Genomic DNA, 26,014 nt, shown 5'->3' on the forward strand with positions numbered 1-26,014 from the left:
ATGCGTTGTACGCCGTAGGCGTCTTTCCGACCGAGGGGGGAACGACTGCGGGAGTCATTCTCTCCTAGTGTGCAGGAGAAGAGAGATGGCAAGAAGGGAGCGTTCTTGGACGGTTGAGGAGGAGATCCTGCTTCAAGCATGTAGCAAGGAGGCGATTGGCTACTGCGTGCGGTGTGGCCTCTGCTTGGACGACGCACAAGATTGCGCCGCTAGCTTTATCGAGAAGCTGTTGCGCCGCCGGCACCTGCTGTTGCACCTGCAGGAGGAGCGCTATCGGCATCGTGCCCTCCGACGCTTTTTCCTAAATTGGCACAGAGATCAGCAGAAGAGGCTGGTGGAGGAGCAGATAGCGTGCGCCGAGTCTATGGTGGTCGAAGACGATAGCGCCGCCCATGCCCTGCTTTTGGAGCTTTGGCAGCGCCTGGAAGGGGGGCTGGCCGTGCTTACCGCTTCGCAGCGCCATCTGATTTCGAAAACATCTCATCGAGGGCTACTCTTTTGAGGAGATCGTGCAGAGCGCCGAAGGGCACAAGTGCGGCATTGGCAGCAGCCCCGATGCCGTGCGGAAAGCCTATCAGCGGGCGCTGCAGCAGCTGAGACGTGTGTTGGAACGCCAAGGCTTAAGTAAAGCGGAGGCCTTCTCCTACATATCTCTCCGTCACCAAGTACGGGGGGGGGAAGCGACTGGGATAGCTTGAAAAATACCCGTCCCATTTTGCCGATGAAATGGGTTTATATTGAATGGAAGCGCGCAAACAGGCACTTCCAACCCATTCAGGAAATGGCATCGTGTCAGCGGTGCCAACGCGGTAAAGGAGGTTTCCACTTATGGAACGTACGTTTGCAAAGTACTTTCTGTTCGGGCTGCTGCTAGGCATCCAAGCGATCGTGCTCGCCAATGGTGGCGCTTAATTACCACCTGGAGCCATTCAGTGCTGCCAGGCAGCAGGTGTTGACTGCACTGCCTGCCATAATGCGAATTGCTGTATTGTCGGTTGCACAGGAAGTGGTTCGCCATTCTGTAGTAAGGCCTTCTGTGCTTGGCAATGCAATTCAGGGACATATCCACCTCTCTTTCCTCCGCCTACACCAACTCCGCCTCCGAACCCCACTCCTGGGCCAAGCTCTTAAGGGAGTAATGTTGGCACATTCCTACTCCTCTTTTGGAGATAGGAATGTGCCAAAAGTGTAACAAAAGAATGTGAGGAATGACTTCAATGAAAGAGAACAAACTATTATGGATAGTAGCCCTGGTCTCAGGGTTTTGCTGTGCTCTGGTCATTGCTTATGTGGTATGGCACAAACATCAAGAGGATAACGACCCTTACGTGAGAGCCGCTCGAGCTGCTCATGAGGATGTGGCTACTTTCAAACGTGAGATGAACTTGCTAGGCAAAGTCTTTGCGACACACCAATTGAGCCCGCAGGACTGGAGTGATCTCGAACGCTATTGCTATTCCAAAAACCCCAATACGCGAGTGGAGGTCGTTAGTGTATTGGATTATGCCTACATTCCTCCGGAGCGCAAGGCGGAGGCATTGCGGATGGTGCGTCAGCTCTATAACCAACTTCCTTCCACGGTCCCAGATTTCACAACCGACCCACAAGGCGCTACAGAGGCGTTTCATGGGTCAGCTGCGCTGTTGCCCCTCTTTGCAGTTGACCTGTACAAGCTGGGAGCTCCCGAATGGAAAACCGCGGCGCTCAACGCATTGAAAATCTGTCCGCCGAGCATGTTGCCTTTTGAAATCCGCTCTTTCAAGAATAGAGGGCTTTGGTCTCAACTCCACTGGCAAGGAGAACAGTGAAATGAAGCCAATGCAGAAGAGAGCGAGGCGCGCGTTCACGTTAGTAGAGCTACTGGTGGTTATCGCCATCCTAGCGGTTCTTGCGGCCGTCATCTATCCGGTCTATTCGGCGGCAAGACAGCGGGCTTACGTGGCCACCTGCCTTGCTAACCTCAGCCAAATTGGCAAAGCCACCGCCATCTAGGCGGCGGATTGGGATAGCCATCTGCCTCTTGCGCTCAGCTGTGAGCACTACGCCCCTAACGGGCAATCGGCAAACCCCACCAACAACGAGGCGCTGGATGGTTTGGTGAAACAGCTCCCCTCCATTAAGACGTTGCTGAAGAGCTATGGGGTTGTGGATGCACAGTGGCACTGCCCTGCAGACCATATTGATGCGATCTTGCAGGCCGAAGGCGGCCATGCTCCGACGTTTTATCAGGATAGGGGCTCAAGCTATGAGTACGACGATAAGGATGCATTAGAGGGTCAGACGCTTTCGAGCTTTGCTGCGCCGGCGAGCCAACCGCTATTTTGGGATCGTGAGCCGTTTCATAACCAGACGCATCTGCCTCCAGGCCCCGACCCATCGGCACGCGCTGGCGTGTTATATGCGGACTCGCATGTAAAGTGCGTACTGTGGGATGAGCTTTTAAAGCAGCAGAAAAATCCAATAGTGAAGGGGAGCGGGTCGTCGGAAAGCGGAGGAAGATAGGGCAGATAGCGCCTTCCTGCGCCAAACCTTGTTTAGCTTTTGAGTGCCTATATAGCACTATTTCATTTCGATGCCAATGAGGACAAAGGATGCAGAAGCGAGATAAGATATTGCTAAGTATCGGCGCTTTAGAGTGCCTGCTGGTGTTGGTCTGGCTGCATTTCAAGGCACAAACGGCGTTTCCGCCGCCCAAGCCTCTTCCGGTTTCAGCGACCGATGTCTTCGATCCAAAAGCTCCAGTACTGGGCAATCCCAGGGCGCCCTTCACGCTGGTGGAGTTCGGCGACTATGAGTGTCCCGCCTGTCGCTATATGTATGCTCAAGTAGAGCGGCTCTGTCGCAGCCATGCGGATAGACTGCGGTTCCAGTTTCGCCAGTTTCCGCTGACGGAGATTCACCCTTTGGCCTATCGGGCTGCCCTTGTGGCCGAGACCGCACGTCTTCAAGGTCGCTTTTGGCAGGTACACGCTCTGCTCTATCAACAGCCTCTCGAGCAGACGCTGGCCAAACTTTCGCAGAAGATAGACCCCAGGGCTAAAAAGCTTTTGGCCGAGGATATCGCAGCGACCAATCGTCTTAAACTAAACCACACTCCCACGTTTCTGCTCTGCTTGCCAGACGGCCGTGTGCTCAGCCTCACCGTGCCCCAACAGGCCGAAACCTACCTCTAAGTTGTGTACTCCCTTCCTCGCCAGCGGATGGGTTGGCGGCGCACATGGCGCCACCACGAGGCCCACTGCACCGCAACCAGCAGTAGTAGGGAGAGCGGGTGTAGCCAAACTGCTCTTCTATGGCCAAACCGAGCGGCCTGCATCCACCGCAGCGAGAGAATCAACCCCACTTGCAGACAGACCAACGCGCCCCACACCGGGAAAAAGCGTTGCGTTGTTGCCTGCACGGCAGCGTCGAGAAGAAAGAGAAATGGCAGCAAGAAGAGGCTCAGTTGCAAACCCGTGAAGATCAGCAAAGCGGAAAAGCTGCCTAGGCCTTCGTAGGCGTTGCGGGTGAACCCACTCCACAGAGCGCGACCACCCCGGTACATTCGGCAAGAGATGAGATGGCTTGCATCGCAAAGACGAACGGTGTATCCGGCCGCCTTCACGCGCCGCGCCAACTGCAGACCATCGTGAAACGAGTAAGGAATGGCAGCGTGCCCGCCACAGGCACGGTAGGCCTCCGCCGAAAACAGCTCTACCTGCCCGCAGGCGGCAACAAATTGGGGGCGTGGGTTTTCCCAAATCGCGCGAATGGGCAAGAAAGTGAGCACAAGAAAATGGAGCATAGGCATGGCGACCAGCTCCCAAAACGAACCGATCTCTTGATGAGGAAAGGTGGAGACCATGCCCGCCCGATTCTGTTGCGCATAGCTGAGGAGGGCGCCCACAAACTCTGGAGCGGCGCGCGTATCCGCATCGAGAAAGAGCAGCCACTGTGCCCCATGGGCTAGAGCGTGTTGCGAAAGTTGGTGACAAGCCCACACCTTGCCAGCCCAACCGCTGGGCAGCGGTCGGCCAACCAGCAGTTTCACGCGAGAGTCGCGTTGGGCATAGGCGCTTACGATGGCTGCCGTATCGTCCTCCGAGCCGTCGTCGAGCACGCAGATCGTGAAGTGCGGCCAACATTGGGCGAGCAGCCCGTCAAGGCACGCCGCTATCTGGCTAGCTTCGTTGCGTGCAGGCAGCAGGATGTAGAGATCGGTGGGGGTCGGAGAGGCAGCGACAGAGGGTTTTGCATAGTCCCTTAAGTTGCGCCGACTAAGCCCCCAGAACGCGAGCAACAGAAGGGCGACCAAAGCCTGATAGGCCACGGGCAGCACGTTTCTCTACTCTTCTTTCCGACTGCATACGTCGGCTGCGCCGACTGTGCGTTTCCTGGGGAGCCATTCAGGGAAGCACCAGGTGTCGGGCAAAATGGGGTCGGAGCGGCCTTCCATCTCAGCTTCGGCGACAAGGCGCAGCAGTTTCTCAGCCTGTTCTTTGTAGAAGGGGTTGTTCGCCCGCTGGTCGAGGATCTGATGGCACAGCGAGACGGTGCGAGCATAGTTAGCTCGTGCGGCGAAGACTCCGGCTTGAATCAGCAGGGCATCGGCGTAGTCGTCCGGATCTAAGTTAAGGATGATGGAGTGCTCTGCCAGGCTGCGGGCGCGATCAAACTCCCCTCGGAGCAGCGCTTTTAGGGCGAGCGCACGTAAAACAAAGGCACGAGAGTACCCATTGAGAAGGCTTAGCTTCTTATGCATCTCTTGTTCGAAGGCATAGGTAGCATCAAAGAGGCGACGGCAGGCTAAACAGCGAAGTATCTGCGCTTTAGCGCGCAGGATGGCGGGTTCGGGGCGGGGAGATTCCTCGCGCAAACTCTCCCACGCTTCATGAGCAAGCATCGTAGATTGGATCAGATCGTGCTGAAAATACCGACACAAACTTTTCGTCATCAGCGCATAGCGGTAGGCGGGCACCAGGCCGCCGATGCAGAGAGATGCGAGGGGGGTTCGCCCCAGCGCGATAACCTTATCGAGGAGTTCCTCGGCTTTGGCAAAGTTGCCGACCGCAATGTAAACTTGGGAGGCTCCTGTCAGCATGGTAAGGCTTTCGCTAAGATGGGGATGCAACTCGAACTCTCGCTCAGCGAGGGCAACAGCTTCCTCATACTGGTTCTCCCTGAACAGCTGCAGGATCTTTATGGACGGCACTTCAGAGAGAAACGAGGGTTTAGGGTTCGCACGTTCGTAGTAAGCGTACGCTTCGTCCACATAGGGTGCAGCCCGGTCGAACATACGAAGATACTGATAGATTCTCGCGATCAGGGAGGCTGCTTCTGCTCTCAGCCTTGCGGAGAAGGGGCTAACGGCGTAGAACCAGCGTGCCAGGTTGAGCGCTTTTTGGAGCTGACCGGTGTGAAGTCGCTTGTAGGTCAGGCGGCGCAACAGAAACGGCATACTGCCTGTTGCCAGCAACAACGCAAGTAACAGCTGAAGCAGAAGCCTCATAGCGCCTATCTCTTTCCTCTAGCTCCATTGGCAGAGGCCAAATGCTCCTTGTAGAAAGCGAGAATGGTGCCTATGGTGCCGTCTTCATCGAGCAGGGCGGTTCCGTGCTCGGAGCCGGGCAGCACCTTCAGCAGGTGGCTTGTACCGGGCAGAAGCGCGTTAATCTGTTGCGGCCCATCGTCGGCAATGGCGTCGCCCCTATCGTGGAGAATGAGGGTAGGCGTGAGGCAGCGCTTCGCTGGCGTAAGGGCATCTAGTCCATGATAGTTGGCACCGGGCGAGAGCAACACCAGAGCTTTCACCTGTTGAGGGTGCGCGGCGGCGTAGATGAGGGCGTTATTGGCACCGTAGGAAGCGCCTGCCAGCCCAATGGGGCCTTTCCCTTTTAGAAAGGCGATAGCGGCGGCGATGTCACCCGAGGTATCCCAAGGGGCATCGGCGCCGGTCGGCCCTGGCCCTTGGGTAGAGCGTCCAGCCCCGCGCTGGTCAATGGCCAGAGCCACATAGCCCGCCTTTTGGAGAGCTTTGGAGAGCGCATCCCAATCGGAAGCCTGCCCTCCCCGTTGGTGTAGTAGAATAACCGCACCGAGTGAAGGCCCTTTGGGGACGTAGAGATCGCCTACGATCGTCCAGCCGTCGGTTGTGTGCAGAGTAACGGTTTGTGCCGAATCGGCTGCGGGTGGCGGGGCGAAGGGCGCTTTTGTCGTCTGTCCAGAGTGGGCTGCGCAGCCGTTGGTCGCCGCTATCGTCAGCAGAGCAAGTGTCAAAAGTTGAAAACTGTGGCGCATCGTCTCTTCCTCAAGAGATTATCTACGGATGGTTTTTGCCTAGCACGCGGCCAATGCGTTCCACAGCCTCTTTTAGGCGCTCCCCTTCTCGATCTCCGAGAACGGTAAGCGACATACGCACATAGCCCTCCCCATACTGCCCATAGCCGGTTCCAGGGATAACGTTTACGCTGGCTTCCTGAAGAAGGAAGCGGGCAAACTCCGCGCTGGTGAACCCTTCTGGGACGCGTGCCCACACGTAGATGGTGGCTTCTGGCTTGCGAACGCGCCAGCCAAGGGCGTTCAGTCCATCACAAAGGATGTCGCGCCGCTTTTTATAGAGGCTCAGCGTGGGGGTGTTGTCTACGTGCAGCAGGGCGTGCGCGGCAGCCAACGAGATGGCCGGAAACTGCTTGCTGTCGAGGTTCGATTTCAGTTTGTTCAGCAGGCCAACGGCATCGGGGTTCCCCACCGCAAAGCCGATGCGCCAGCCGGTCATATTATACATTTTGGAGAGGGAGTGCAGCTCGATGGCCACCTCTTTGGCGCCCTCTACCTGCAGGACGGAGGGTGGAGGCGATTCGTAGTACACATCCACATAGGCCGCATCGTTTACCAACAACAGATCGTACTGTCGAGCAAAGTCCACAGCCTTGCGGAAAAATTCGAGCGAGGCCACCGCCGACGTGGGATTATTGGGGTAGTTGAGCCAAAGAATCTTGGCGCGTCTTGCCACATCGGAAGGAATGGCCTCTAAATCCGGCAAAAACTGGTTCTCTTCTAACAAGGGAAGCGCATAGGCCTCGGCGCCGGCCAGAAGCGTGTTGACGCGCGGCACCGGATAGGCCGGGTCGGGGCAAAGCGCCAGATCGCCTGGGTCAAGGTAGGCCCAAGCCAAATGTGCCAGACCCTCCTTGCTACCTATCAACAGTAGAGCCTCTTTGTCGGGGTCAATCTCTACGCCAAAACGACGGCGCATCCACGTGGCCACCGCTTGTAGGAAAGGCGTCCAACCTGCGGGGGTCTCGTCGTAGCGATGGGTGACAGGATCGTGTGCGGCCTGTTTGAGGGCTTCGATGATCGGTACCGGCGTGGGCTGATCGGGGTCGCCAATGCCAAGGTCAATGAGATCGCGGCCTTCCGCGAGGGCTTTTCGTTTTAAGGCGGCGATCTCTCCAAAAAGATAGGGTGGTATCTTCTCCAAGCGTCGAGCGGGAGCTATCACGCAAACGATCTCCTTAGATATTGATTCCCTTTTAGTCTACCCGAATGCGGCCAAAGAACCAAAAAGCCTACCCTGAGGGTAGGGTGCCTCGCATTTTTCCAACGCCTTCGCGTATACTCTCTGTGAAGTGAATGGTAGGGAGCACTGTGAAGAGGTCAAAACGATGAGCGCCCGAAAACGTTGGGCAGACGATATGGAGGCGGCACGCCGTGGCGCCCGTACGTTGGTGATGGGGGTACTGAACGTAACCCCCGACTCGTTTTCAGATGGTGGGCGCTACTTTACCCTAGAAAAGGCGGTGGCACACGCGGTCGAGATGGCCGATGCTGGCGCCCATATCCTCGACATCGGGGGCGAATCCACGCGGCCTGCTACCTTTGCTTCCAACCGGCCGTTGCCCGCCGAAGAGGAGTTGCGGCGCATCCTTCCCGTTGTCGAGGCGTTGCGTGTGCGCCTACCGGATATGCCCCTTTCCGTGGATACCTACAAGGCAGAGGTGGCTCAAGCCGTTTTGGAGCGAGGTGCCGTTTTGATCAACGACATCAGTGCGCTGCGCGCCGATTCGCAGATGGCCTCGGTGGTACAGCGGTTCGACGCTTGGGTGTGCCTTATGCATATGCCAGGGCTGCCAACAGCCCTTCCATCGGCACCTCATTACGAGGATGTAGTGCGTGAAGTCGCAGATCACTTGCGCGAACGAGTGAAGAGCGCTGAGATGGCCGGGATCGCCCCCCATAAGATCCTTATCGACCCGGGTATAGGCTTTGGCAAAACGCCCTCTCAAAACCTGGAGATACTACGCCGTTTGCCGGAGCTGCATCAGTTGGGCTACCCTCTACTTGTAGGTACCTCCCGCAAGTCGTTTATCGGAAAGGTGCTTGGGGGGCTACCGCCAGAAGAACGCTTGGAAGGGACTGCGGCGACGGTGGCGTTGGCCGTTGCTAGTGGAGCGCATGTGGTGCGTGTGCACGACGTGAGAGCGATGGTGCGCGTGGTGCGCATGGCCGATGCCGTCGTTCGAGGGTGGTCGGGATGAGCTACTTGCTGAAGACCTTTTCGACAACACGCCCTGAAGCGGAGGCACGCCTGCCCAAAGCGCGCCTTGTGGAGGTTTTCTCCTCCGTGCAGGGAGAGGGCCTGCTGGTGGGCTATCGGCAGGTATTTGTCCGCACCTATGGTTGCAACCTGCGCTGCACCTACTGTGACAGCCCGGAAACATTGAAAGAGAGCCCTATGCCCACCGTCTGCCGTATCGAGTGGCCTGTGGGCACAGGGCGTTTTGAAACGCTGCCCAACCCTGTTGAGGTGGAACAGCTTACCCAAGTGCTCCAGCGTTTTCTTAAGATGCCTCATCATTCGGTGGCCATCACCGGAGGGGAACCGCTCTTACAGGCGCGTTTCCTAAAAGCCTGGTTGCCTGCGGTGAGGTCGCTGAGGCTGAAGACCTTTTTGGAAACAAACGGCCTGTTGCCGGAGCATCTCCGGCAGATCGTAGCGCTGTTAGATTATGTGTCTATGGACATCAAGGCTCCCTCAGCAACCGGTCTGGAGCCAGAGAAGACATGGCCGATGCATCGCCAATTTTTGGAGGTGGCACGCTCTACGAACGTCTACACCAAGATGGTTATCACGCCTCGCACCACCGACGATGAGTTAGATCGCGCGATAGACCTTATCGAATCGGTGGATGCCTCCATTCCTTTCATCCTTCAGCCGGTTACGCCCTTCGGGCAGGAGCCGGTGGGCGTCTCCCCTGCCCGTCTGCTAGAGCTACAATCTCGGGCGGCCGCACGCCTTAGCGAGGTACGTGTGATTCCTCAAACGCACAAATTGGTGTCACTCCTCTAGCAGGTGGGGTGGGGTGTCCTGCAAGATGCGGCCTGTGTCTTCTGCGTGGGTGTCGTTGATGAACACCCCTGCCCCGGCCTCGGAACCGGCTAAATATTTCAACTTGTCCGGCGTTCGGTAGGGCGGATAGAACTCGATGTGAAACCGATAGTAGTTATAGGTGCCCCCGTCGGTTGGCCGCTGATGCATTGCCATGATGTAGGGTAAGGAGGGCCTCGACGGCCATAGATTGTTATATTTCTCCATCACCACCTTAAGGAGGCGTGCAAGATCGGCGCGTTCGGAGCTATCGAAGTCGGTGATGGCCGTACGGGGTGAGCGTGCCACCACATGGACCTCGTAGGGATAACGCGCGTAGAAGGGCACAAAGGCTAGAAAGGAACGATTTGCGGCCACGATGCGCCTTCCATCTTCTTGCTCCGCTTGAAGGATGTCATCGTAGAGATTTCGGCCGGTGCGCTCAAAGTGCTTCTTGGCCGCGTTCAGCTCCCGTTGTGGGATGGGAGGGATAAAAGGATAAGCGTAGATTTGCCCGTGAGGATGTGAGAGGGTAACGCCGATTTCGCGACCTTTGTTTTCAAAAATAAACACATACTGCACGAACTCGCGGGCGCCAAGCGCGGCAAAACGATCGGCCCAAACCCAAATGAGCTCTTCTACTTTGGTCACCGGAAGTTGAGCCAGCTCTTTGTCGGCGTGCGGGGTATAGCAGACGACTTCACAGATTCCCTCTGCTGGCCTCACCGGCTCGAGCGACGTAGAAGGCACAGACGGCTCCGGGGGTGTTCGGCGAAAAGAGGGAAACTTGTTTTCAAAAACCACGATCTCGTAGGTCGGTGCCGGTATCTCGGTGGGAAAGCCGCCAGGCTTGGTAGGGGCCAGCGGGTTGTAGTCGGGAGGCGGAAAGAAGGTACGCTCCTGACGATGGGTGGCAGTAACCACCCACTCCTCCAAAGTAGGGTTCCAGCGCAGTTCAGACACGGGCTTTGCGCTCCTCCTCTGTTTCCGGTTCCACTTTTCGAGACTCCTCAGTCTCTTCCAGAGCCTCGAAGGCAGCCGTCTCCTCTGGTGTGGCCGTGTCTGGAAAATGATAGTAGATGAGATATCTTCCGTCTTCTTTTAGGGTTACTTTCTTCTGCATTCGCATGGGCTACTCCAGCAAAAATGGGTGCGCTCAGATTCTACCCTGTCTCGGGAAGAAAGGTGGGGAAGAGAAGGCCTTTGGGTTCTTGCCAGGGGCCGCGTATTTGGGCGAAGTGTAGCTCGCAGTTGCGCGCACCCCAACCGTACAACGTATGAACAAGCGCATCGGCTTGTGAGGGAACCAGCACCACGGGGTTGCGCCCGCGATGTTGGTTTAGCTCCTCTGCGATGAGCGCCGCTGCCTGCTCTTGTGTACGTGCAACACCCGGCCCTAACATATTGCTTGCCGGTGTCGCAACAGAGGTCATAAATCCTTCGATGGTGCCGTGTTCGGTCTCCAGCACGGAGACGTGCCAGCAGCCATCGGTGTTCTCCACAAAATAGCGATAGTCCTTCTCGCGCCGGATCCCGGCTATCTCCCGTTCTAGGTCGGCCATAACGGGGACGTCCTCAAGGGTTGCGGCGCGTATGCGATGGCCTTTTGGCAGGGTGTAGGCGATGCCTTCGGGCGGCACGGCGATCTGCATGTCTTGGTAGATCGTTCGCGGGACGAAGCCGGCGCGGTTATAGAGGGAGAAAGAGTCGAGGTTAATGGCGCTTGAGACCAGCCGAAGCGGTTTATTGGCTTTTTCCGCAAAAGCTACGATCGCTTGTAACAGCCGACTTGCCACTCCTTGCCGAAAATAGTTGGGATGAGCGTTCATAATGCCCAAGGAGACGTGGGTCTCTCGGGGATGGTAGAAGCAGGAGCCGGCGATACGTCCAGTGGCATGACTTACTGCAACGAGGCAGCAGCCGGGATCGAGGGCTTCATAGATTCGGCAAAAGACCTGTGTGCTCTCCGGCGGCCCTGTAAAGATGGGTGGACGACCATGAATTTGATACCAAAAGTTTGTGGAGACGTAGATAAGCTCAGCGACTTCGCTCCACTCTTCTGGACGCATGGGTCTTAGGGTGAATTCGGACATAGGCGCTCCTAGTGAGAGATTTACCCAAGGGCTTGCTCAAGGTCGGCGATCAGATCTTCCACATTTTCGAGGCCTACCGAAAGGCGTACAAGGCCGTCGCTAATACCCCGTGCCCGGCGTTCCTCCACAGGCAGCGCTGCATGCGACATCTTCGCCGGATAGCTGATGATGCTCTCCACACCGCCAAGGCTGCCAGCTAGAGTAAAGAGCGTGGTGCTTTTTAGCAACTTCTCGGCGTCGGCCACCTCTAGCTCCATAGAGACCATGCCGCCTCCCATACCGCGCATCTGTTTCTGCACCAGGGGGCGCTGGTTTGGGTCTGTCAATCCCGGGTAGTAGACGGTGCGGACTCGAGGATGCCCCATAAGAAATTGGGCTATGCGCAGGGCGTTTTCACAATGAGTTTGCATTCGCACGGCCAGCGTGCGAATGCCGCGCAGCGTTAGCCAGCAGTCAAAGGGGGAGGCCACGGCACCGGTTACTTTTTGGATTTCCCATAGACGAGCGCGCAAGGCGGGGTCGCGCACAACAAGCGCGCCGCCCAACGCGTCGGAGTGGCCTCCGAGGTACTTTGTGGAGGAGTGCATCACGATGTCGGCTCCGAGCGCGAGCGGGTTTTGGAGATAGGGTGTGGCGAAGGTGTTGTCTACGGCCACGAGGGCGCCCGCATCATGTGCGGCCTGCACCACCGCCGCGATATCGGTGAGCTGTAGGAGGGGGTTTGCAGGGGTTTCCAGCCAGACCATGCAGGTGCCTGGGGTGATGGCCTCGATGAAGAGCTCCGTATTGGAGGCGTCGGCGTACTCTACCACAACGCCGTTAGGGCGCAAAATGGTCTCAGCGAGGTGCGTTGTACCCCCATACACGTCACGTGCCAGCAAGAGCCGATCGTTGGGGCGCAGCAGTCGAAAAGCGGCATCTATGGCGGCCATGCCGGAGCTAAAGCAGAGGGCAGGGCATTCGGCTGGAGCCTCCTCTAGAGAGGCCAAACAGGTTTCTAAAGCATGACGTGTTGGGTTGCCATAACGGATATACTCATAGCCGGCGCGGCTTACGCCAGGCTCCTCGAAAGCATAGATCGTCGTGGGGTAGATGGGGGGAATGACCGCACCGGTCGTCTGTTCTGGCTCTTGCCCCGCGTGAATAGCACGAGTCGCAAACTCCATTCACCACAGCTCCTCAAATTTTGTCTACAAGTTTACCTGTTTTTAGGCGTTTGCCATTTGGGATATCTGCCCTGAAAGCCAGATCGTCTCTATAGGCTAGGTTCAACAAACGCCTCATCGCTGCCATGCAAAAAGATACGGTTGGGCGCGCAGCATAACCCCACCCTTACCGCCTCTTGCTCGCTTTTCCTGCGGGGAGAAACATCGCCAGAGCTGCGGTTTCAAAGGCAAGCTTTTCTCTACAATGCTATCAGATGCGCAGAGGCCGGTTTTGGTGTAGAGAGCTTTTTAACCTGCCGTGTTGGCCGCGAGAGTGCTTGCGATCGAGGTGACCTCGGCAAAGCTCGCCTTGAGCTGACCGTACAGCGCGCGATAGAGCGGGTAGTAGCGATTGTAGATGGCCTGATTCTGTGGGTTGACTTGGGTACGATGCGTCACCTGAATCACACTTCGGCAAGCGGCCTCAACGGAGGGGTAGATCCCCGTTCCCACCCCGGCCAGAAGAGCCACTCCCAGGGCCGGACCTTCGTCCACGTTGATAGTGACGTGGTCTAGTCCAATGATGTCGGCCTGGATCTGACGCCAAAGAGGGCTGCGTGCACCTCCGCCCGATGCACGTACCTGTTGAATGGGCACCTGCATCTCCCGCAAAATCTCAAAGGAGTCACGTAAACCGTAGGCCACACCCTCCAGAACGGCGCGTGCCATATAGGCTCGATGACAACGGCGTGTGATGCCGAAGAACACGCCGCGGGCGTTTGGGTCGGAATAGGGGGTTCGCTCACCCGTGAGGTAGGGTAAAAACAGCAGTCCCTCGCACCCCGCAGGGGCTCTTTCCGCCTCCGCACAGATGATCTCGTAAGGATCGCGCCCTAGCGCTTGCGCCACCGCCCGCTCCGGCTCGCAGAAGGTATCGCGATACCATTGCAGCGAGCCGCCCGCCGAAAGCATTACACCCATGAGATGCCACTTTCCTGGCACCGCGTGGCAAAAGGTATGAAGGCGCAGCTGAGGGTCTACAACAGGAGCATCGCTATAGGCAAAAACGACCCCGGAGGTGCCAACGGTAGACGAGACGATGCCGGTCTCCACAATGCCGTTGCCCACGGCGCCAGCTGCCTGATCGCCGCCGCCTCCGACAACCGGTGTTCCCTCTGCGAGGCCGGTTGCAGCAGCGGCTTCCGCCGTAATCCGCCCTGTTATCTCCGGCGATTCGTACACTTTGGGCATCCAGTCACGTGGGATGGCAATGGCGTCGAGCAGCTCTTCGGCCCAAGCGCGTTTCCTTACGTTGAAAAGCGCCGTTCCACTGGCGTCGGAGACCTCGGTGGCGTATTCGCCCGTAAGACGAAATCGTACATAGTCCTTTGGCAGCAGCACCTTGCGCACCCTTGCATAGTGGTGGGGTTCATGCTGACGCAGCCAGATGATCTTGCCGGCGGTAAAGCCGGTTAGCACCGGATTCGATATAAGCTCTACCACCTTGTCGCGCCCCACCGTCTGCATAATCCAGTCGCACTCGGCCTGAGTGCGTTGGTCGTTCCAGAGGATGGCGGGCCGGATGACCGCGTTGTTTTCATCGAGGAAAACGGAGCCATGCATCTGGCCCGAAAGTCCAATACCCTTTATCTCCTTGGGGTCTACTCCAGCATCGTGTAGCACCCGCCGCAACGTGGCGCAGGTCGCTTCCCACCAATCGTGCGGGTTCTGCTCGCTCCAAAGTGGGTGAGGGGTGGAGAGCGGGTACTCGTAGGTAGCGCGCGCTTTTACCTGTCCGCTCTCATCTACCAAGATCGTTTTGGTGCCACTTGTTCCTATATCCAGTCCGATGAGGAAGGGCATAACATAGCTCCTAAAAAGAAATGGGATGCTGCCGTTGGGGAACGCCGGCAGCATTGCTTTTAGATGTTACCTCAACAAGACGCGCTCTTGAAACGAGCCGCTTTCGCTCTAGTGGCCGCCGTGGAGGGAGGTGATGATGAGCCAGGCGTTAAGCACGACGATGAGCACGGCCAAAAGCACGCCAGTGATCTGCACAAGGCGGCTGTTGACAAGTGGCCCCATGCGCCGGCGGTCGCCTGTTATCTGAATCAAGGGAATAACGGCCAAGGGTAGCTGCATGGAGAGCACAACCTGACTGAAGAGCATGAGCTGGTCTATACCGTGTGCTCCATAGAGGATAACGGCCGTGGCGGCGGGCACGATGGCCAGACCACGGGAGATAAGGCGTCGCAGCCAAGGGGCAATACGGATGTGGAGGAAGCCCTCGAGAATGATCTGGCCGGCCAACGTTCCTGTGAGCGTGGAGTTCTGGCCTGAAGCGAGGAGCCCAATCGCAAAGAGAGGGGTGGCCAGAGAAACCCCGAGCAGCGGGGTGAGCATGCGGTAAGCGTCTTGGATGCCCGTGATATCATGATGGCCGGTGCGATAGAAGGTGGCTGCCGCGAGAATGAGGATAGCGGCGTTAACGAAGAGGGCCAGCATAAGCGCAACAAACGAATCGGTTTGTGCCATGCGCACGGCCTCTTTCTTATCCTCCCAGCTCTCGCCGAAATCGCGGGTTTGCACTATCGAGGAGTGAAGATAGAGGTTGTGCGGCATAACGGTGGCGCCCAGTATGCCGAGCGCGATATAGAGCATGCCGGCGTTTCGTACGATATCGCTGCCCGGCACAAAGCCAGCTAGCATCGCATGGAAAGAGGGGTGCGCATAGAACAGTTCGATGCAAAAGACCGCCATAATGGTGGCGATGAGCGTAATGACGAGACCTTCTATCCAGCGAAAGCCCTTATGCTGAAGGGCTAGCAGCAGAAGCACATCCAGACCGGTTAGAATCACGCCGGCGGCCAGGGGAATGTGAAACAAGAGGTTGAGCGCAATGGCAGCGCCTATGACCTCGGCGATATCGCAGGCCACAATGGCGATTTCGGCAGAGATCCACAAAAAAATGGCGACCGGTTTTTTATAGATGTCACGACAGGCCTGCGCCAGATCGCGCCCCGTGGCGATGCCGAGTTTGGCCGAGAGCGCTTGAAGGAATACGGCCATAAGACTGGAGATAAGCACCACGCTCAGCAGTCGATAGGCATAGGCTGCTCCACCACCAATGTCGGTGGCCCAGTTGCCTGGGTCCATATAACCCACCGCCACAAGATAGCCCGGCCCCACAAAGGCCAGCAGACGACGCCAGAAGGTGGCACTCTTAGGGACAGGTATGGAACGAAAGACCTCCGGCAGGGAGGGAAGGCTCGGGAGGGATTGCCACCCGTTAAGTCCTATTCTCTCCGATGATTCTTGGCGAACGGTATCCACTTTCACTCCTCCTCTTTCTTGTCCTGACGATGTTGTTTTGTTGGTTCAGCAAAAGGTAGTACAAAAACCTGAGCGGCTGCTTTAGGAGCGATTCGCACCGTGTGCTGCCCCACCTTTGCCGTGAAGTCCCCTCCAAACGGCTCTCGTTCTAAAAGCGCCACCACGGAACCCGGAACAAGGTCGCGCTCTTTGAGATAACGCAATAGCACGGGGTCCTCATCCACCACTTGGTCTACGATATAGCGTCCAGGAATCGCCATCTCACTGAGAGGACGACCGGTAGAGGGCGTTACCATGAGATTGCGTGAGGGAATAGGAGCCCCATGCGGGCAGGTTGTTGGATGACCCAGCAGGTCATCTATGCGCGATTCGAAATCCTCACTGATATGGTGCTCCAGCCGCTCGGCCTCGGCATGAACCTCTTCCCAGCTGTAGCCAAGGGCATCTACCAAGTAGCGTTCGAGAAGACGATGATGCCGAATAATTTCCAGAGCCACCTTGCGCCCTCGCTCCGTCAGCTGAATGGCATGGTAGGGCGTGTGCTCCACGAGCTGCAACTCCGTTAGGCGACGCAGCATCTTGCTGACGGCGGGCGCGCTCACGTTCAGTCTTGAGGCCAAATCGGCCGTGTTGGCAGAGAGACCCTCAAATTCCATGTTGTAGATGGCCTTGAGATAGTCCTCTACCGACTGTCCGGGAAGATGACTTTGTGTTTCCATTGTTGTCACCTCGGGTTCACTTCTAATTAAACCATGGTTAATATACCATATTCCAAAATGGAAAGTTCCATTTTGATGGCTAGTCCATCCTGTTTTTAACGCATTTGATGACTTTAGAGAGCGGAAAACTAAGCGGTTGTTCTGCCTCACCTCTGCAGGTGGCAGAGGTAGAATGATTGGCTTTAGAGGATAGGTTCTACAATCTACCCTCCGTTTGTATTTGGAGAGGGCAGGTTGGCAAGGAGCAGGGCGCTAAGGCAGGCCAAGGAGGCCCCTAAGACAAAGGGGAGAAAGGCACGATATTGATAGAGCGCTCCTGCAATAAGGCTGGCAGGCAAAAGCGCGATCCCTACCACCATGTGATAGGCTCCTATCTGAGTGGCCAACTTGTCTGGGTCGGAAAAATCGGCGGTAAAGGCGCGTTGGACTCCCTGAGTAAGGGCGTAGTAGAGGCCGTACACCACAAAAAAGACGGCAAGGATGGCCTTGGATGGAGCTAACCCGATGCCCAAGTAGACCACCGCGAAAACAAGGTAGCCGGCTATAACAAGGGGTCTGCGCCCAATGCGATCGCCGAGAATGCCGATATTGTAGTCCAAGAGCACCTCCACCACGTTGAAAAGCGCGTAAAGTGCCATAACTCCTGTAGCCGAGTAGCCGATATCTTGAGCACGCAGCAGGAGAAAAGCGTCGCTGAAATTGCCAAGGTTGAAGAGAAAGACGATAACAAGGAATCGCCGATAGAGCGGGCTTAGCTCCGACCATTTGGGTAGGGAAAGGGCCGTTGCCGGTTTTTGATAGGTAGAGGAGGGCTTTTCATGAACGAACAGCAGGAGGGTAAGAACGGCAAGGAGGCCAGGAATGCCGGCCAAAAGGAAGATGGTACGTAACTGGTGCGATAGGTTGCCTCTTATCGCGTTCAAAATAAGAATGCCTAAAAGCGGCCCTATCACCGCACCAATGGTATCCATGGCACGATGCAGGCCGAAAGCCCGCCCTCGTAGCGCCATTGGGGTAGCTTCCGTGATGAGGGCATCGCGAGGTGCGGTGCGAATCCCCTTGCCTAACCTGTCTATAAGTCGGAGTAAAAGCGCGACAGGCCACAGGGTAACCGACGCCATGAGGGGCTTGGCCAAAGCGCTGCTGCCATAGCCGAAGACGGTGAGCGGCTTGCGCCGCCCAGAACGATCGGAGAGGTAGCCGGAAACAAGACGAAAAAGGCTGGCGACACTTTCCGCAAGCCCCTCGATAAGTCCCACGATAGAGGCTGGTACGCCCAACACAAGGGTAAGAAATCGAGGGATCTGCGTATAGGCCATCTCGGTGGATATATCCATGAAGAGGCTTACAAATCCGAGTGCGATCACTGTGTTGCTAAGGCGCTGCGGGGTTGTTTCAGCTTGTGTTTCCGTTTCGATAGACATCACGAACTCCTTCGGTAGTCTCTCCTATATGGCGTATGGCGCTTTTTGGGGCACTATGCGGTCTAGACTTCAGCTCCCTTTGCGGGAGTGAAGAGCAGGCGGAGCGTTTCCGCGATGTGTTTTAGCCCCAGCGTCTGCAAGGTACGATAGCCTTCTACCTCTGCAGTGATGGGGCCGTCGTAGCCGATCTCTTGAAGGGCTATGCCTACCCGCTCCCAAGGCACATCGCCTTGGGCTGGGTTGCAAAAACCATTGATATTGCCTATAGTGGTTCGGAAATCCTTTACATGCACCTTGCGAATGCGTTTGTTCAAAATGCGGATCCACTGATCCGGATAGCCGAAGGCAAGCACATTGCCTACATCGAAGTAGGCTCCCACATAGGGGTGGGCTATGGTGTCGAGCAACTGAGCAAATTCGAGAGGTGACAGCAGAAAGCGATTCCACACGTTTTCCACTCCAATATGCACGCCAAAACGCTCGGCTTCGGGGGCAAGGCGCTTTAACCCCTCTAAGGTGAGCCGGTAGACGACATCGTAGGGGGAATCGGGAGTCACCACGCCTGGCACCACAAGGGCGGTGTCGGCACCAAGCCAGTGTGCCACTTGAAGCTGACACCGTACCACCTCGAAGCCCTTCTCACGGAGGGTTGGGTCTGGTGCGGCGATGGGGTACTTCCAACCGAGGCCCGTCGAAAGGCTAAGGAGTTTTATCCCACATCGCGCCGCATCTTCGGCGATGCGGCGGGCGCTTCGCTCGTCTAACTGTAAAGAGACCTCGCCCTCTTCAGCCAAGTTTACCTCCACGCAATCGAACCCGGCCGCTTTGGCCATTTCAAACGCCCGATGGAGCGGCAGGCCGGAGGGCAACGACCAAGCATTGATGCCGATAAGAGGCATGAACGTATCTCCTTCCCTTGTTTGATCGGCATTTCGGCAAAGCAGCGCTCAATTCCTACCTTGCTTTTCACTGGCGCCCTTGCAGGAGGATAGACGTTTGAGCAAGAATTAACTTTGCAGTTCGTAGAAGGAGGGCCGGAATGATTGATGTGACCTGTGTAGGGGTGTTAGTTGCCGATGTGGTTGGGAAGCCCATCGATCGCTTCCCTGACAGAGGGAAGTTGGCTTTGGTGGAGCGGATCGAGCTGCACGCTGGAGGCGGGGTCTCCAATACCGGTACCGCGCTTGCGCGCTTAGGCATTTCGACGGCTGCCGTGGGAAAAGTAGGAAAGGACGGTTTTGGCGATTTTTTAACCCATCATCTTGCCGCACAGGGGCTTGATGTGTCGGGGATCGCGCGTGACGCACAGGAGGCCACCTCTTCAACCATGGTTTTGGTGCATAGCGACGGAGAGAGAAGTTTTCTGCACTATTTGGGAGCTAACGCCGCGCTTACTTTGGAGGATATTGATTTTCAAAAGATACAGCAAAGCCGTATCCTGCATATCGCCTATGCGTTTTTGCTGCCGGGGTTAGATGGTCATCCAATGGTAGATCTTCTGAAACGTTCGCGCGAAGCGGGAGTGCGCACGAGCCTCGATACGGCTTGGGACGCCAAGAACCGTTGGTTCTCCCTGATACAATCGTATCTGCCTTATGTAGACTACTTTGTGCCGAGTTGGGAAGAGGCGCGTAAAATGGCGGGAGATCGCGACGACCCACGAGATGTCGCCAAGTTTTTTCTCGATCATGGGGTACATATTGTGGGCTTGAAGTTGGGGGAAAGGGGCTGCTACATACGATCTGCTGAGGGCGAAGAGGTGCAGCTTCCTGCCTTTAAGGTGCCTGCTGTGGACGCACTAGGAGCGGGAGATGCATGGGTGGCCGGCTTTTTAGCCGGCGTGGTAAAACAGCTGGATTTGGAGCGCTGCGCCTGGCTTGGCAACGCGGTGGGGGCTTCTTGCGTAATGTCTCTCGGAGCGACGAGCGGAGTGCGTGGGTGGGAAGAGACCTTAGAGCTGATCCGCCAGCACGGCGGCCCAAACTTCGAGCGCTGAGATGCCTGCCGAATCGTCACTTCGCATCGCTATGTTCACGCCCTGGAAGGCGCAGTGCGGCATTAGCGATTACAGTCGCCATCTTGTAGAGGCTTTAAAAGCGCTTCCCGACGTGGAGGATGTGGTTATCGTGGAGCCGCCCAGCGATGCCGCTAAGCTCTCCACGTGGCAGGCGGTTTGGCGGCGAGGTGCACGCAGGCGGCTTTACCAATCCCTTGGGCAGCAGATGAGCCGGCAGGGCATCCATATCGCCCATATACAGCATCAGTATTTCTTTTTTGGCGGCGTCTCTCCTTTAAAGAATCGCTTTCTTGACTTCCTCCAGGCGGTTCGCCCTCCCGTTGTCATGACGGTACATGAGCTTGCATTGCCCCAAGATTCCTCCTTGTTGAGAAGGCTTGCACTGACTAAAGTGAACCGAGTCTCCTTTCTCGCACCAAACCTTCAACGCCTCGTGGTTCACACGGAGGCCGATCGCGTGGCGCTACAGAATATCGGGTGCGATCCGGATAAGGTAATACGCATGCCGCATCCCGTTCCTCCGGCCGCACCCATGCCCGATGCAGCGCAGGCTAAACGCGTCTTGAATCTGCAGGGAAAGCAGGTGCTCACCATTTTTGGCTTTATCTCTAAGAAAAAGGGGCATTTCGTGGCTCTGGAGGCGCTGCGTCAGTTGCCTCCCAATGTGGTGCTTCTCCTTGCTGGAGGCAGGCACCCGGACGACCGCACCGACTATGTAGACCAGATTTATCGGCGCGCTGAAGCGTGGAATTTAAGAGACCGCCTTGTAGTTACCGACTATCTGCCTGAGACCTCTATTCCCACTGTTATGGCGGCCACCGACATCGCCCTGGCACCCTACTTACAAACGTCAGGCTCCGGCTCCTTGGCCAATCTGCTTGCCTATGGACGCGCCATTGTGGCCTCTAACATTCCGCCACATATCGAGATCGCCGCCTCCACCGATCCTGCCTGCCTCCATCTCGTTACCGTAGGCAACCCCACGGCGTTGGCGCGAGCCGTGGAGGGACTGCTTGGCGACCCGCATGGCCTGCGGATGCTACAAGAGGCGGCGTTGCGGTATGCAAAAGCTCACCCCTATTTGCAGATGGCCCGCAATTTGGTGACGCTCTACCGGGACCTGCTGCGGAGATGAGCTAAAGTGAACAACCGTGTTGGCATAGATGGCCGAACCCTCACCGGCCCCTTTACGGGCGACCGCTCCTATTGGCGTGGCCTGCTCTCGGCCATCGCGCCGCTAGCTCCTGACCTTCAGTTTTATGTTTACAGCCATCGTCCGTTTCCTGCAGGTGTGCTCCCTCCTGCATCAAACCTTGTTTTGCGCGTGATCCCTTCCCGTAACGAGCGATTTTGGAGCCTGTTCACACTGCCGGCCTGCGCCCGAAATGACCGTTGTGCCCTGCTCCATGTGCAGTATAGCGTGCCTTTTGGCTGTTCCTGCCCGGTGATTACCACGGTGCACGATATCTCTTTCCGTCTCCACCCAGAATGGTTTCCATGGAAGCATCGCCTCCTGCTCAACATCGGGGTAGCGCTCGCTATAAGGCGCGCAACGAAAGTGATTACGGTATCTGAGACATCACGTCAGGACATCTTGCGTCTATACCAATGCCCTCCCGATCGGGTGGTGGCTATTCCCAATGCCATCTCCCCCCTCTTTTTTCAGCCTATTGCCGTTACAGAGGCGCAGCGTTTGGTGCAAGAAAAGTACGGGGTCTCCACCCCCTTCGTGCTTGCCGTGGGGGTTTTACAGCCAAGAAAGAATATCGAGACGCTTGCGGCCGCCTTTGGAATCGCCCATGCGAGATACGGCAAGCCCCTTGCCCTCGTGCTGGTGGGTAAGCAAGGATGGGGAGTTCAAGAGGAGACGATTCGCGCACGAGTGGCTCAATATGGCGGCGCCAGCGCTGCCGATTCCCTTGTGTTTACGGGTTATGTGCCGGATGAGGACTTGCCTTTCCTCTATACGGCCTGCACCGTTTTCGCCTATCCATCGCTTTATGAAGGCTTTGGCATCCCGCCACTCGAGGCCATGGCGTGCGGGGCACCGACTCTCGTGGCGCACGCGCCTCCCATGCCCGAGGTGGTGGATGAGGCAGCGCTCCTTATCTCTCCTAAAAATCCATGGGCATGGGCGGATGCTCTGCTTGCAGTGCTACAGGATGCAGACCTGCGAGATAGGCTGAGAGAAAAAGGGCCGATTCGCGCACGTTGTTTCTCCTGGGAAGAGAGTGCGCGTCGCACCTTGGTGCTCTATCGGCAGATACTCGCCACCGCATCTTCCTTAGCCTAGTTAGCAGAGACGACCCTTCCTCTGCCTGCTCCAAAATCCTCCCACCTCTGTACTTCAGTCACTATGCCTATTGGGCAGGGAGAATGTAGCTGGGAAAGTTCTGCAAAATTGGGACACAAGTACCAATAATCCCCTTATGAAGGATGCAGCCTAGTGGCTTTCGAGAGAGTTTCTCGAAAAAGCCTCTCTGCACCTCACTATTCAAGATGAACTCTGAGCGTTTCAAGGAGTAACGTTATGGAACGTGGGCTTTATGCCGCCGCTTCCGCCATGGTCGCTCAACAGACCATTCAAGACGTAATCGCGCAAAACGTTGCCAATGCGACGACGGTGGGTTATAAGCAGGACGTGCCCACTTTTCGTTCGCTCACGGCTTTGGAGCTTGAGCGTCTGAACGGAAATAGCTCCCAAGGGGTGCCCATCGGAGAGCTTGGAACGGGAGTGATGCCCGACCGGATCTATACGGACTGGAGCGTTGGCCCTATCGAGCAGACAGGCAATCCCTTGGATGCGAGCCTGGGTCAGGGGCTTTTCTTTGCGGTGAGCACTCCAGCCGGAGAACGCTACACGCGAGCTGGCAACTTCCGCTTAGATGGCCAAGGCAATCTCTATACGGCGGCCGGCTTTCCTGTGCTCGACGATCGGGGACAGCCGATCAACGTGGGACGCGGGCCGAACGTAGCGATTGACCGCATGGGCAATGTTACGGTGAACAACAAGCCGGTGGCGCGCTTACGCATTGTGCGCATTGACCCCAACTTTCTACAAAAGCAGGGCGATTCGCTTTTCGCCCTTGTCGGCGGCCCGGCGCCTGTTCAAGTAAATAACCCACAGGTGCTGCCAGGAACCCTGGAGCAATCCAACGTCAACGTGGTAACGGGTTTGGTGGACCTCATTGTTGTACAGCGCAACTACGAGATGGCTCAGAAGGCCATTCTCACCCAAGATGAGCTGTTAAAGCAGACCACCAATAATGTGGGCAGTGTTTCTTAGGTTACTTCTTAAGGTTTTCTTAGGCGTGCAAGCGTGCCTGGGAGCGCAAGCATCCCGCTTGCATCTATCTACGGCCGGACCTTCGGCATAGCGCGTGTCGAAGGAGGCCGTTCGCGCTCGTCCGATTGACAGCGCTCTACTCAACGCTTTTTAAGGGCATCTAGCCCCTAACAACTTTACATTTGGAGGAACGGCATCAACCATGGATCGCGCGCTTTTTACCGCCGCAACAGGGCTTGCGGCACAACAGCTTAGTCTCGACGTCATCGCCAACAACCTTGCCAACGTCAGCACGGTAGGCTTTAAGGCCAGCCGAGTGGACTTCGAGGACCTTATCTACCAAACCCCCCAGGAGCCAGGAACGCAGACCGGCCCGAACTCCATGCTGCCCACTGGTCAGCAGATAGGGCTTGGTGTCTCTTCTGGAACCACCACGACGGTAAATACACAAGGCACGTTCCAGCAGACAGGCCGGCAATACGACCTGGCCATCCAGGGAAACGGATACTTCAAAATTCTTATGCCAGATGGAACAACCGCCTACACCCGAGCGGGCAACTTCTCAGTGGACGGAACGGGCAAATTGGTTACACCAGATGGCTATGCGTTACAGCCGGAGATCGTGATACCGCCCGATGCGGTCTCCTTCTCTGTTAGCCCCGATGGGCAGGTAAGTGTACGACGCGCCGGCCAGCAGCAGCCCACCGTTGTGGGGCAGCTTCAGCTCACTACATTTGTGAACCCGGCCGGCCTCCGTGCGATGGGCGGCAACCTCTTCATGCCCACGCCGGCCTCTGGCCCAGCGGTAGACAGCACACCGGGAACACAGGGGGCGGGCACACTGCAACAAGGGGTCATCGAATCGTCCAACGTGGATATCGTCTCCGAGATGGTGCGGATGATCATTCTGCAACGGGCTTACGAGACAAACTCGAAGGTCATTCAATCCGCCGACAGCATGCTCGGCATTGCAAACTCTATCAAGCAGGGCTAGTGGTATGAAGCGATGCACGTTCTTTCTGGGCCTTTGGCTCGTGTGCGGATTTCATAGCACGGGATATGCTGCCAAAAAGCCTGACAAGTCCGCGCCCACGGGAGTCACCATCGTTGCCAAAGCAGAAAGTGTTGTGAGCGGCAGCCTTATTCACGTGGGTGACATCGCCACCATTCAAGGCGGAAGCCCTACGTTACAGCAGGCCATCGCTGCCGTTGTCGTTGGAGTAGCACCGCTTCCTGGACTGTCGCGCTCGATCATGGCGGGCGATATATTAGTTCATCTGCGTGAAGCGCAGTTGGCCAGTCCTTCCATCCACATCAAAGCGCCAACCATGATTTTGGTGCGACGTGCCGCCAACAATGTGGCGGCCAACCAGATCGTGCAGGTCGCTTTAGCCGCCGCGCAAAAGGCTGTTCAGGGCATTGCAGGGGCCGTGATCGTGCCCGATCCTGTGGAAGGGAATATGGTGCTGCCAACAGGGCAGCTTCAGATAGTCGCCGGCCAGGTAGGCGGCGACCCTGGCCTCGGAACGCTCTTCGTGCCCGTTAACCTTTATGTGGACGACAAACTCGTGCAGGCCACCACCGTGACGTTTCATGTTCATCGAAGGTTGCAGGCCCTGGTGGCGAATCGAACGCTTGAACCGCGGGATATCCTGCAACCCGACGATGTTTCGCTGGTGACCGTAGACCTCCCTCCTGGTTTTAACGACCCCATCACCGACGCCAAGGAGGCGATAGGAAAGCGGGCCACACGCCGCATTTTGGCCGGCGCGCCCATCCCAGCATCCGCTCTGGAGGTGCCGCCGGTAGTGCAGGCTGGAAATATCATCACCGTGCTATACGTTGTGGGGCAGGCGCGCATTACCGCCTATGGCACCGCACAACAGTCGGCACGAATAGGCGATACCATCCACGTCTACATCACCTCAACTCATAAGATCATTGATGCGGTTGTGCTAGATGCGCATACCGCGGAGGTGATGAACAACTGATGAAAGGAGCTACAAAGATGCGACGAAGCTTTCGGTGCTTTTTGGCTTTTGCTATTTTCGTGTTGGGACTGTCGCTAGCAGCCCCTCGAGTAAAGGCGCAGTCGCTCTTCCCAGTAAAAGAAGCCAACGAGGAGCTTAAAGGAAGCAGCAGTGCCTCCGCCGCCTCTCTTTTCAGCGACCTTCGTGCCCACAACGTTGGCGATGTCCTCACCATCACGGTAGCGGAGAGCACAACGGCCCAAACCACGGCGAGCACCAAGGCCTCACAAACCGATTCGGTAGATGCTTTTGGTGGGACAGGGCTTATCCACAACTTTTTCCGTAGCTTGGCTCTCTCGGCCTCGAACTCGCGTAACGCCACAGGCGATGGCACCACATCGCGCTCCGGCACGTTTGTAACGACGCTGTCGGTGCGCGTAAAGAAGGTGCTCCCGAACGGGACACTGCTTGTGGAGGGCTCCCGCGTGATGAAAATCAACAAAGAGACTCAGAAGATCACCTTTACAGGCATCGTACGTCCAGAGGACATTGGGCCTGACAATACGGTGCCTTCAAGCCTAGTAGCCGATGTAAAGGTTGCCTACGATGGTAAAGGGATCGTGGGGGATACCCAGCATGAAGGCATTCTTACACGCATCTTTCGCTTCCTCTTTTAGGCAC

At 56.8% G+C, this 26,014-nt stretch carries 28 protein-coding genes; 15 read left to right on the plus strand and 13 right to left on the minus strand.

Features of this window, described 5'->3' with window-relative positions; genetic code table 11:
- Positions 1 to 85 precede the first annotated feature (85 nt).
- The 6 genes from CCALI_RS10095 (at position 86) to CCALI_RS15305 (ending at position 3,173) form a co-directional block, all read left to right on the plus strand.
- Entirely contained in the window at positions 86 to 502 is a 417-nt protein-coding gene (locus tag CCALI_RS10095) for a hypothetical protein (protein ID WP_016483385.1), read from the plus strand.
- Positions 503 to 509: 7 nt separating this feature from the next.
- Positions 510 to 698 (plus strand): hypothetical protein, encoded by a 189-nt coding sequence (locus tag CCALI_RS10100; protein ID WP_044949111.1) that lies wholly within the window; start codon positions 510 to 512, stop codon positions 696 to 698.
- 519 nt (positions 699 to 1,217) lie between these two features.
- A complete protein-coding gene (locus CCALI_RS10105; protein WP_016483386.1) occupies positions 1,218 to 1,808 on the plus strand; it encodes a hypothetical protein in 591 nt (196 codons plus the stop codon).
- 1 nt (position 1,809) lies between these two features.
- Complete coding sequence (locus tag CCALI_RS10110) at positions 1,810 to 1,992, plus strand: type IV pilin protein (protein WP_016483387.1); 183 nt, start codon at positions 1,810 to 1,812, stop codon at positions 1,990 to 1,992.
- Positions 1,993 to 2,094: 102 nt separating this feature from the next.
- Positions 2,095 to 2,502 carry a hypothetical protein gene (locus tag CCALI_RS10115; protein WP_016483388.1) on the plus strand — a complete coding sequence of 136 codons (408 nt, stop codon included), beginning with the start codon at positions 2,095 to 2,097 and terminating at the stop codon, positions 2,500 to 2,502.
- An 89-nt stretch (positions 2,503 to 2,591) separates the two neighbouring features.
- Positions 2,592 to 3,173, plus strand: a complete 582-nt coding sequence (locus CCALI_RS15305; protein WP_016483389.1) for a DsbA family protein — start codon at positions 2,592 to 2,594, stop codon at positions 3,171 to 3,173.
- On the opposite strand, the gene CCALI_RS10125 is transcribed toward CCALI_RS15305, so the two are convergent.
- From CCALI_RS10125 to CCALI_RS10140, 4 genes are read right to left on the minus strand one after another with little or no spacing between them, the layout of a single operon-like run.
- Positions 3,170 to 4,318 carry a glycosyltransferase family 2 protein gene (locus CCALI_RS10125; protein ID WP_016483390.1) on the minus strand — a complete coding sequence of 383 codons (1,149 nt, stop codon included), beginning with the start codon at positions 4,316 to 4,318 and terminating at the stop codon, positions 3,170 to 3,172. The two genes, CCALI_RS15305 and CCALI_RS10125, sit on opposite strands and share 4 nt — an antisense overlap.
- Positions 4,319 to 4,324: 6 nt before the next feature.
- Positions 4,325 to 5,488, minus strand: a complete 1,164-nt coding sequence (locus CCALI_RS10130; RefSeq protein WP_016483391.1) for a tetratricopeptide repeat protein — start codon at positions 5,486 to 5,488, stop codon at positions 4,325 to 4,327.
- A 5-nt stretch (positions 5,489 to 5,493) separates the two neighbouring features.
- Positions 5,494 to 6,276, minus strand: a complete 783-nt coding sequence (locus CCALI_RS15310; protein WP_016483392.1) for an alpha/beta hydrolase — start codon at positions 6,274 to 6,276, stop codon at positions 5,494 to 5,496.
- A gap of 22 nt (positions 6,277 to 6,298) precedes the next feature.
- Positions 6,299 to 7,480, minus strand: a complete 1,182-nt coding sequence (locus tag CCALI_RS10140) for an LL-diaminopimelate aminotransferase (protein ID WP_016483393.1) — start codon at positions 7,478 to 7,480, stop codon at positions 6,299 to 6,301.
- Positions 7,481 to 7,643: 163 nt separating this feature from the next.
- On the opposite strand from CCALI_RS10140, the gene folP reads away from it, so the two are divergent.
- Together folP and CCALI_RS10150 are read left to right on the plus strand one after the other, a co-directional pair.
- Complete coding sequence (folP, locus tag CCALI_RS10145; protein ID WP_016483394.1) at positions 7,644 to 8,516, plus strand: dihydropteroate synthase; 873 nt, start codon at positions 7,644 to 7,646, stop codon at positions 8,514 to 8,516.
- A complete protein-coding gene (locus CCALI_RS10150; protein ID WP_016483395.1) occupies positions 8,513 to 9,328 on the plus strand; it encodes a 7-carboxy-7-deazaguanine synthase QueE in 816 nt (271 codons plus the stop codon). The genes folP and CCALI_RS10150 overlap by 4 nt, the downstream gene beginning before the upstream one ends.
- On the opposite strand, the gene galT is transcribed toward CCALI_RS10150, so the two are convergent.
- The 9 genes from galT to CCALI_RS10190 all read right to left on the minus strand — a co-directional run bounded on the left by galT (position 9,317) and on the right by CCALI_RS10190 (position 18,959).
- Positions 9,317 to 10,309: a galactose-1-phosphate uridylyltransferase gene (gene galT / locus CCALI_RS10155; protein ID WP_016483396.1), complete on the minus strand. Its 993-nt coding sequence runs from the start codon at positions 10,307 to 10,309 to the stop codon at positions 9,317 to 9,319. The two genes, CCALI_RS10150 and galT, sit on opposite strands and share 12 nt — an antisense overlap.
- Entirely contained in the window at positions 10,302 to 10,475 is a 174-nt protein-coding gene (locus CCALI_RS16185; RefSeq protein WP_016483397.1) for a hypothetical protein, read from the minus strand. Before CCALI_RS16185 ends, galT begins: the two co-directional genes overlap by 8 nt.
- Before the next feature lie 34 nt (positions 10,476 to 10,509).
- Complete coding sequence (locus CCALI_RS10160; RefSeq protein WP_016483398.1) at positions 10,510 to 11,439, minus strand: GNAT family N-acetyltransferase; 930 nt, start codon at positions 11,437 to 11,439, stop codon at positions 10,510 to 10,512.
- Positions 11,440 to 11,459: 20 nt separating this feature from the next.
- Positions 11,460 to 12,605 (minus strand): trans-sulfuration enzyme family protein, encoded by a 1,146-nt coding sequence (locus tag CCALI_RS10165; protein WP_016483399.1) that lies wholly within the window; start codon positions 12,603 to 12,605, stop codon positions 11,460 to 11,462.
- Positions 12,606 to 12,893: 288 nt separating this feature from the next.
- Entirely contained in the window at positions 12,894 to 14,447 is a 1,554-nt protein-coding gene (gene xylB, locus CCALI_RS10170; RefSeq protein WP_016483400.1) for a xylulokinase, read from the minus strand.
- 108 nt (positions 14,448 to 14,555) lie between these two features.
- The gene (locus CCALI_RS10175) at positions 14,556 to 15,917 is read right to left on the minus strand and encodes an Nramp family divalent metal transporter (RefSeq protein WP_016483401.1); all 1,362 of its coding nucleotides are present in this window, start codon (positions 15,915 to 15,917) and stop codon (positions 14,556 to 14,558) included.
- A 2-nt stretch (positions 15,918 to 15,919) separates the two neighbouring features.
- Entirely contained in the window at positions 15,920 to 16,636 is a 717-nt protein-coding gene (locus CCALI_RS10180) for a metal-dependent transcriptional regulator (protein ID WP_016483402.1), read from the minus strand.
- A gap of 203 nt (positions 16,637 to 16,839) precedes the next feature.
- A complete protein-coding gene (locus CCALI_RS10185) occupies positions 16,840 to 18,060 on the minus strand; it encodes an MFS transporter (protein WP_016483403.1) in 1,221 nt (406 codons plus the stop codon).
- 62 nt (positions 18,061 to 18,122) lie between these two features.
- The gene (locus tag CCALI_RS10190; RefSeq protein WP_016483404.1) at positions 18,123 to 18,959 is read right to left on the minus strand and encodes a sugar phosphate isomerase/epimerase family protein; all 837 of its coding nucleotides are present in this window, start codon (positions 18,957 to 18,959) and stop codon (positions 18,123 to 18,125) included.
- A 140-nt stretch (positions 18,960 to 19,099) separates the two neighbouring features.
- Between CCALI_RS10190 and CCALI_RS10195 the strand changes: the two genes are divergently transcribed.
- The 7 genes from CCALI_RS10195 to CCALI_RS10225 all read left to right on the plus strand — a co-directional run bounded on the left by CCALI_RS10195 (position 19,100) and on the right by CCALI_RS10225 (position 26,010).
- A complete protein-coding gene (locus tag CCALI_RS10195) occupies positions 19,100 to 20,056 on the plus strand; it encodes a carbohydrate kinase family protein (RefSeq protein WP_016483405.1) in 957 nt (318 codons plus the stop codon).
- Position 20,057: 1 nt separating this feature from the next.
- Positions 20,058 to 21,212 (plus strand): glycosyltransferase, encoded by a 1,155-nt coding sequence (locus CCALI_RS10200; protein ID WP_016483406.1) that lies wholly within the window; start codon positions 20,058 to 20,060, stop codon positions 21,210 to 21,212.
- Between the two features lie 6 nt (positions 21,213 to 21,218).
- Positions 21,219 to 22,370, plus strand: a complete 1,152-nt coding sequence (locus tag CCALI_RS10205; RefSeq protein ID WP_016483407.1) for a glycosyltransferase family 4 protein — start codon at positions 21,219 to 21,221, stop codon at positions 22,368 to 22,370.
- Between the two features lie 237 nt (positions 22,371 to 22,607).
- Positions 22,608 to 23,363, plus strand: a complete 756-nt coding sequence (locus CCALI_RS10210; protein ID WP_016483408.1) for a flagellar hook-basal body protein — start codon at positions 22,608 to 22,610, stop codon at positions 23,361 to 23,363.
- Between the two features lie 202 nt (positions 23,364 to 23,565).
- Complete coding sequence (gene flgG / locus CCALI_RS10215) at positions 23,566 to 24,357, plus strand: flagellar basal-body rod protein FlgG (RefSeq protein WP_016483409.1); 792 nt, start codon at positions 23,566 to 23,568, stop codon at positions 24,355 to 24,357.
- 4 nt (positions 24,358 to 24,361) lie between these two features.
- Positions 24,362 to 25,354, plus strand: a complete 993-nt coding sequence (flgA, locus tag CCALI_RS15315) for a flagellar basal body P-ring formation chaperone FlgA (RefSeq protein WP_016483410.1) — start codon at positions 24,362 to 24,364, stop codon at positions 25,352 to 25,354.
- Positions 25,355 to 25,371: 17 nt separating this feature from the next.
- A complete protein-coding gene (locus CCALI_RS10225; protein WP_016483411.1) occupies positions 25,372 to 26,010 on the plus strand; it encodes a flagellar basal body L-ring protein FlgH in 639 nt (212 codons plus the stop codon).
- The last annotated feature ends 4 nt before the right edge of the window (positions 26,011 to 26,014 follow it).

The organism is Chthonomonas calidirosea T49 (assembly GCF_000427095.1).
Classification (GTDB): domain Bacteria; phylum Armatimonadota; class Chthonomonadetes; order Chthonomonadales; family Chthonomonadaceae; genus Chthonomonas; species Chthonomonas calidirosea.

Excerpts from the sequence above, each read along its gene's own strand:
- CCALI_RS10185 (WP_016483403.1), bottom strand. The coding sequence starts at position 18,060 with ATGTCTATCGAAACGGAAACACAAGCTGAAACAACCCCGCAGCGCCTT.
- CCALI_RS16185 (WP_016483397.1), bottom strand. The coding sequence starts at position 10,475 with ATGCGAATGCAGAAGAAAGTAACCCTAAAAGAAGACGGAAGATATCTC.
- folP (WP_016483394.1), top strand. The coding sequence starts at position 7,644 with ATGAGCGCCCGAAAACGTTGGGCAGACGATATGGAGGCGGCACGCCGT.
- CCALI_RS10105 (WP_016483386.1), top strand. The coding sequence starts at position 1,218 with ATGAAAGAGAACAAACTATTATGGATAGTAGCCCTGGTCTCAGGGTTT.
- CCALI_RS10110 (WP_016483387.1), top strand. The coding sequence starts at position 1,810 with ATGAAGCCAATGCAGAAGAGAGCGAGGCGCGCGTTCACGTTAGTAGAG.
- CCALI_RS10150 (WP_016483395.1), top strand. The coding sequence starts at position 8,513 with ATGAGCTACTTGCTGAAGACCTTTTCGACAACACGCCCTGAAGCGGAG.
- CCALI_RS10210 (WP_016483408.1), top strand. The coding sequence starts at position 22,608 with ATGGAACGTGGGCTTTATGCCGCCGCTTCCGCCATGGTCGCTCAACAG.
- CCALI_RS10225 (WP_016483411.1), top strand. The coding sequence starts at position 25,372 with ATGCGACGAAGCTTTCGGTGCTTTTTGGCTTTTGCTATTTTCGTGTTG.
- CCALI_RS10190 (WP_016483404.1), bottom strand. The coding sequence starts at position 18,959 with ATGCCTCTTATCGGCATCAATGCTTGGTCGTTGCCCTCCGGCCTGCCG.
- CCALI_RS10130 (WP_016483391.1), bottom strand. The coding sequence starts at position 5,488 with ATGAGGCTTCTGCTTCAGCTGTTACTTGCGTTGTTGCTGGCAACAGGC.
- CCALI_RS10095 (WP_016483385.1), top strand. The coding sequence starts at position 86 with ATGGCAAGAAGGGAGCGTTCTTGGACGGTTGAGGAGGAGATCCTGCTT.
- CCALI_RS10180 (WP_016483402.1), bottom strand. The coding sequence starts at position 16,636 with ATGGAAACACAAAGTCATCTTCCCGGACAGTCGGTAGAGGACTATCTC.
- CCALI_RS15310 (WP_016483392.1), bottom strand. The coding sequence starts at position 6,276 with ATGCGCCACAGTTTTCAACTTTTGACACTTGCTCTGCTGACGATAGCG.
- CCALI_RS15305 (WP_016483389.1), top strand. The coding sequence starts at position 2,592 with ATGCAGAAGCGAGATAAGATATTGCTAAGTATCGGCGCTTTAGAGTGC.
- flgA (WP_016483410.1), top strand. The coding sequence starts at position 24,362 with ATGAAGCGATGCACGTTCTTTCTGGGCCTTTGGCTCGTGTGCGGATTT.
- CCALI_RS10165 (WP_016483399.1), bottom strand. The coding sequence starts at position 12,605 with ATGGAGTTTGCGACTCGTGCTATTCACGCGGGGCAAGAGCCAGAACAG.
- flgG (WP_016483409.1), top strand. The coding sequence starts at position 23,566 with ATGGATCGCGCGCTTTTTACCGCCGCAACAGGGCTTGCGGCACAACAG.
- CCALI_RS10160 (WP_016483398.1), bottom strand. The coding sequence starts at position 11,439 with ATGTCCGAATTCACCCTAAGACCCATGCGTCCAGAAGAGTGGAGCGAA.
- xylB (WP_016483400.1), bottom strand. The coding sequence starts at position 14,447 with ATGCCCTTCCTCATCGGACTGGATATAGGAACAAGTGGCACCAAAACG.
- CCALI_RS10200 (WP_016483406.1), top strand. The coding sequence starts at position 20,058 with ATGCCTGCCGAATCGTCACTTCGCATCGCTATGTTCACGCCCTGGAAG.
- CCALI_RS10195 (WP_016483405.1), top strand. The coding sequence starts at position 19,100 with ATGATTGATGTGACCTGTGTAGGGGTGTTAGTTGCCGATGTGGTTGGG.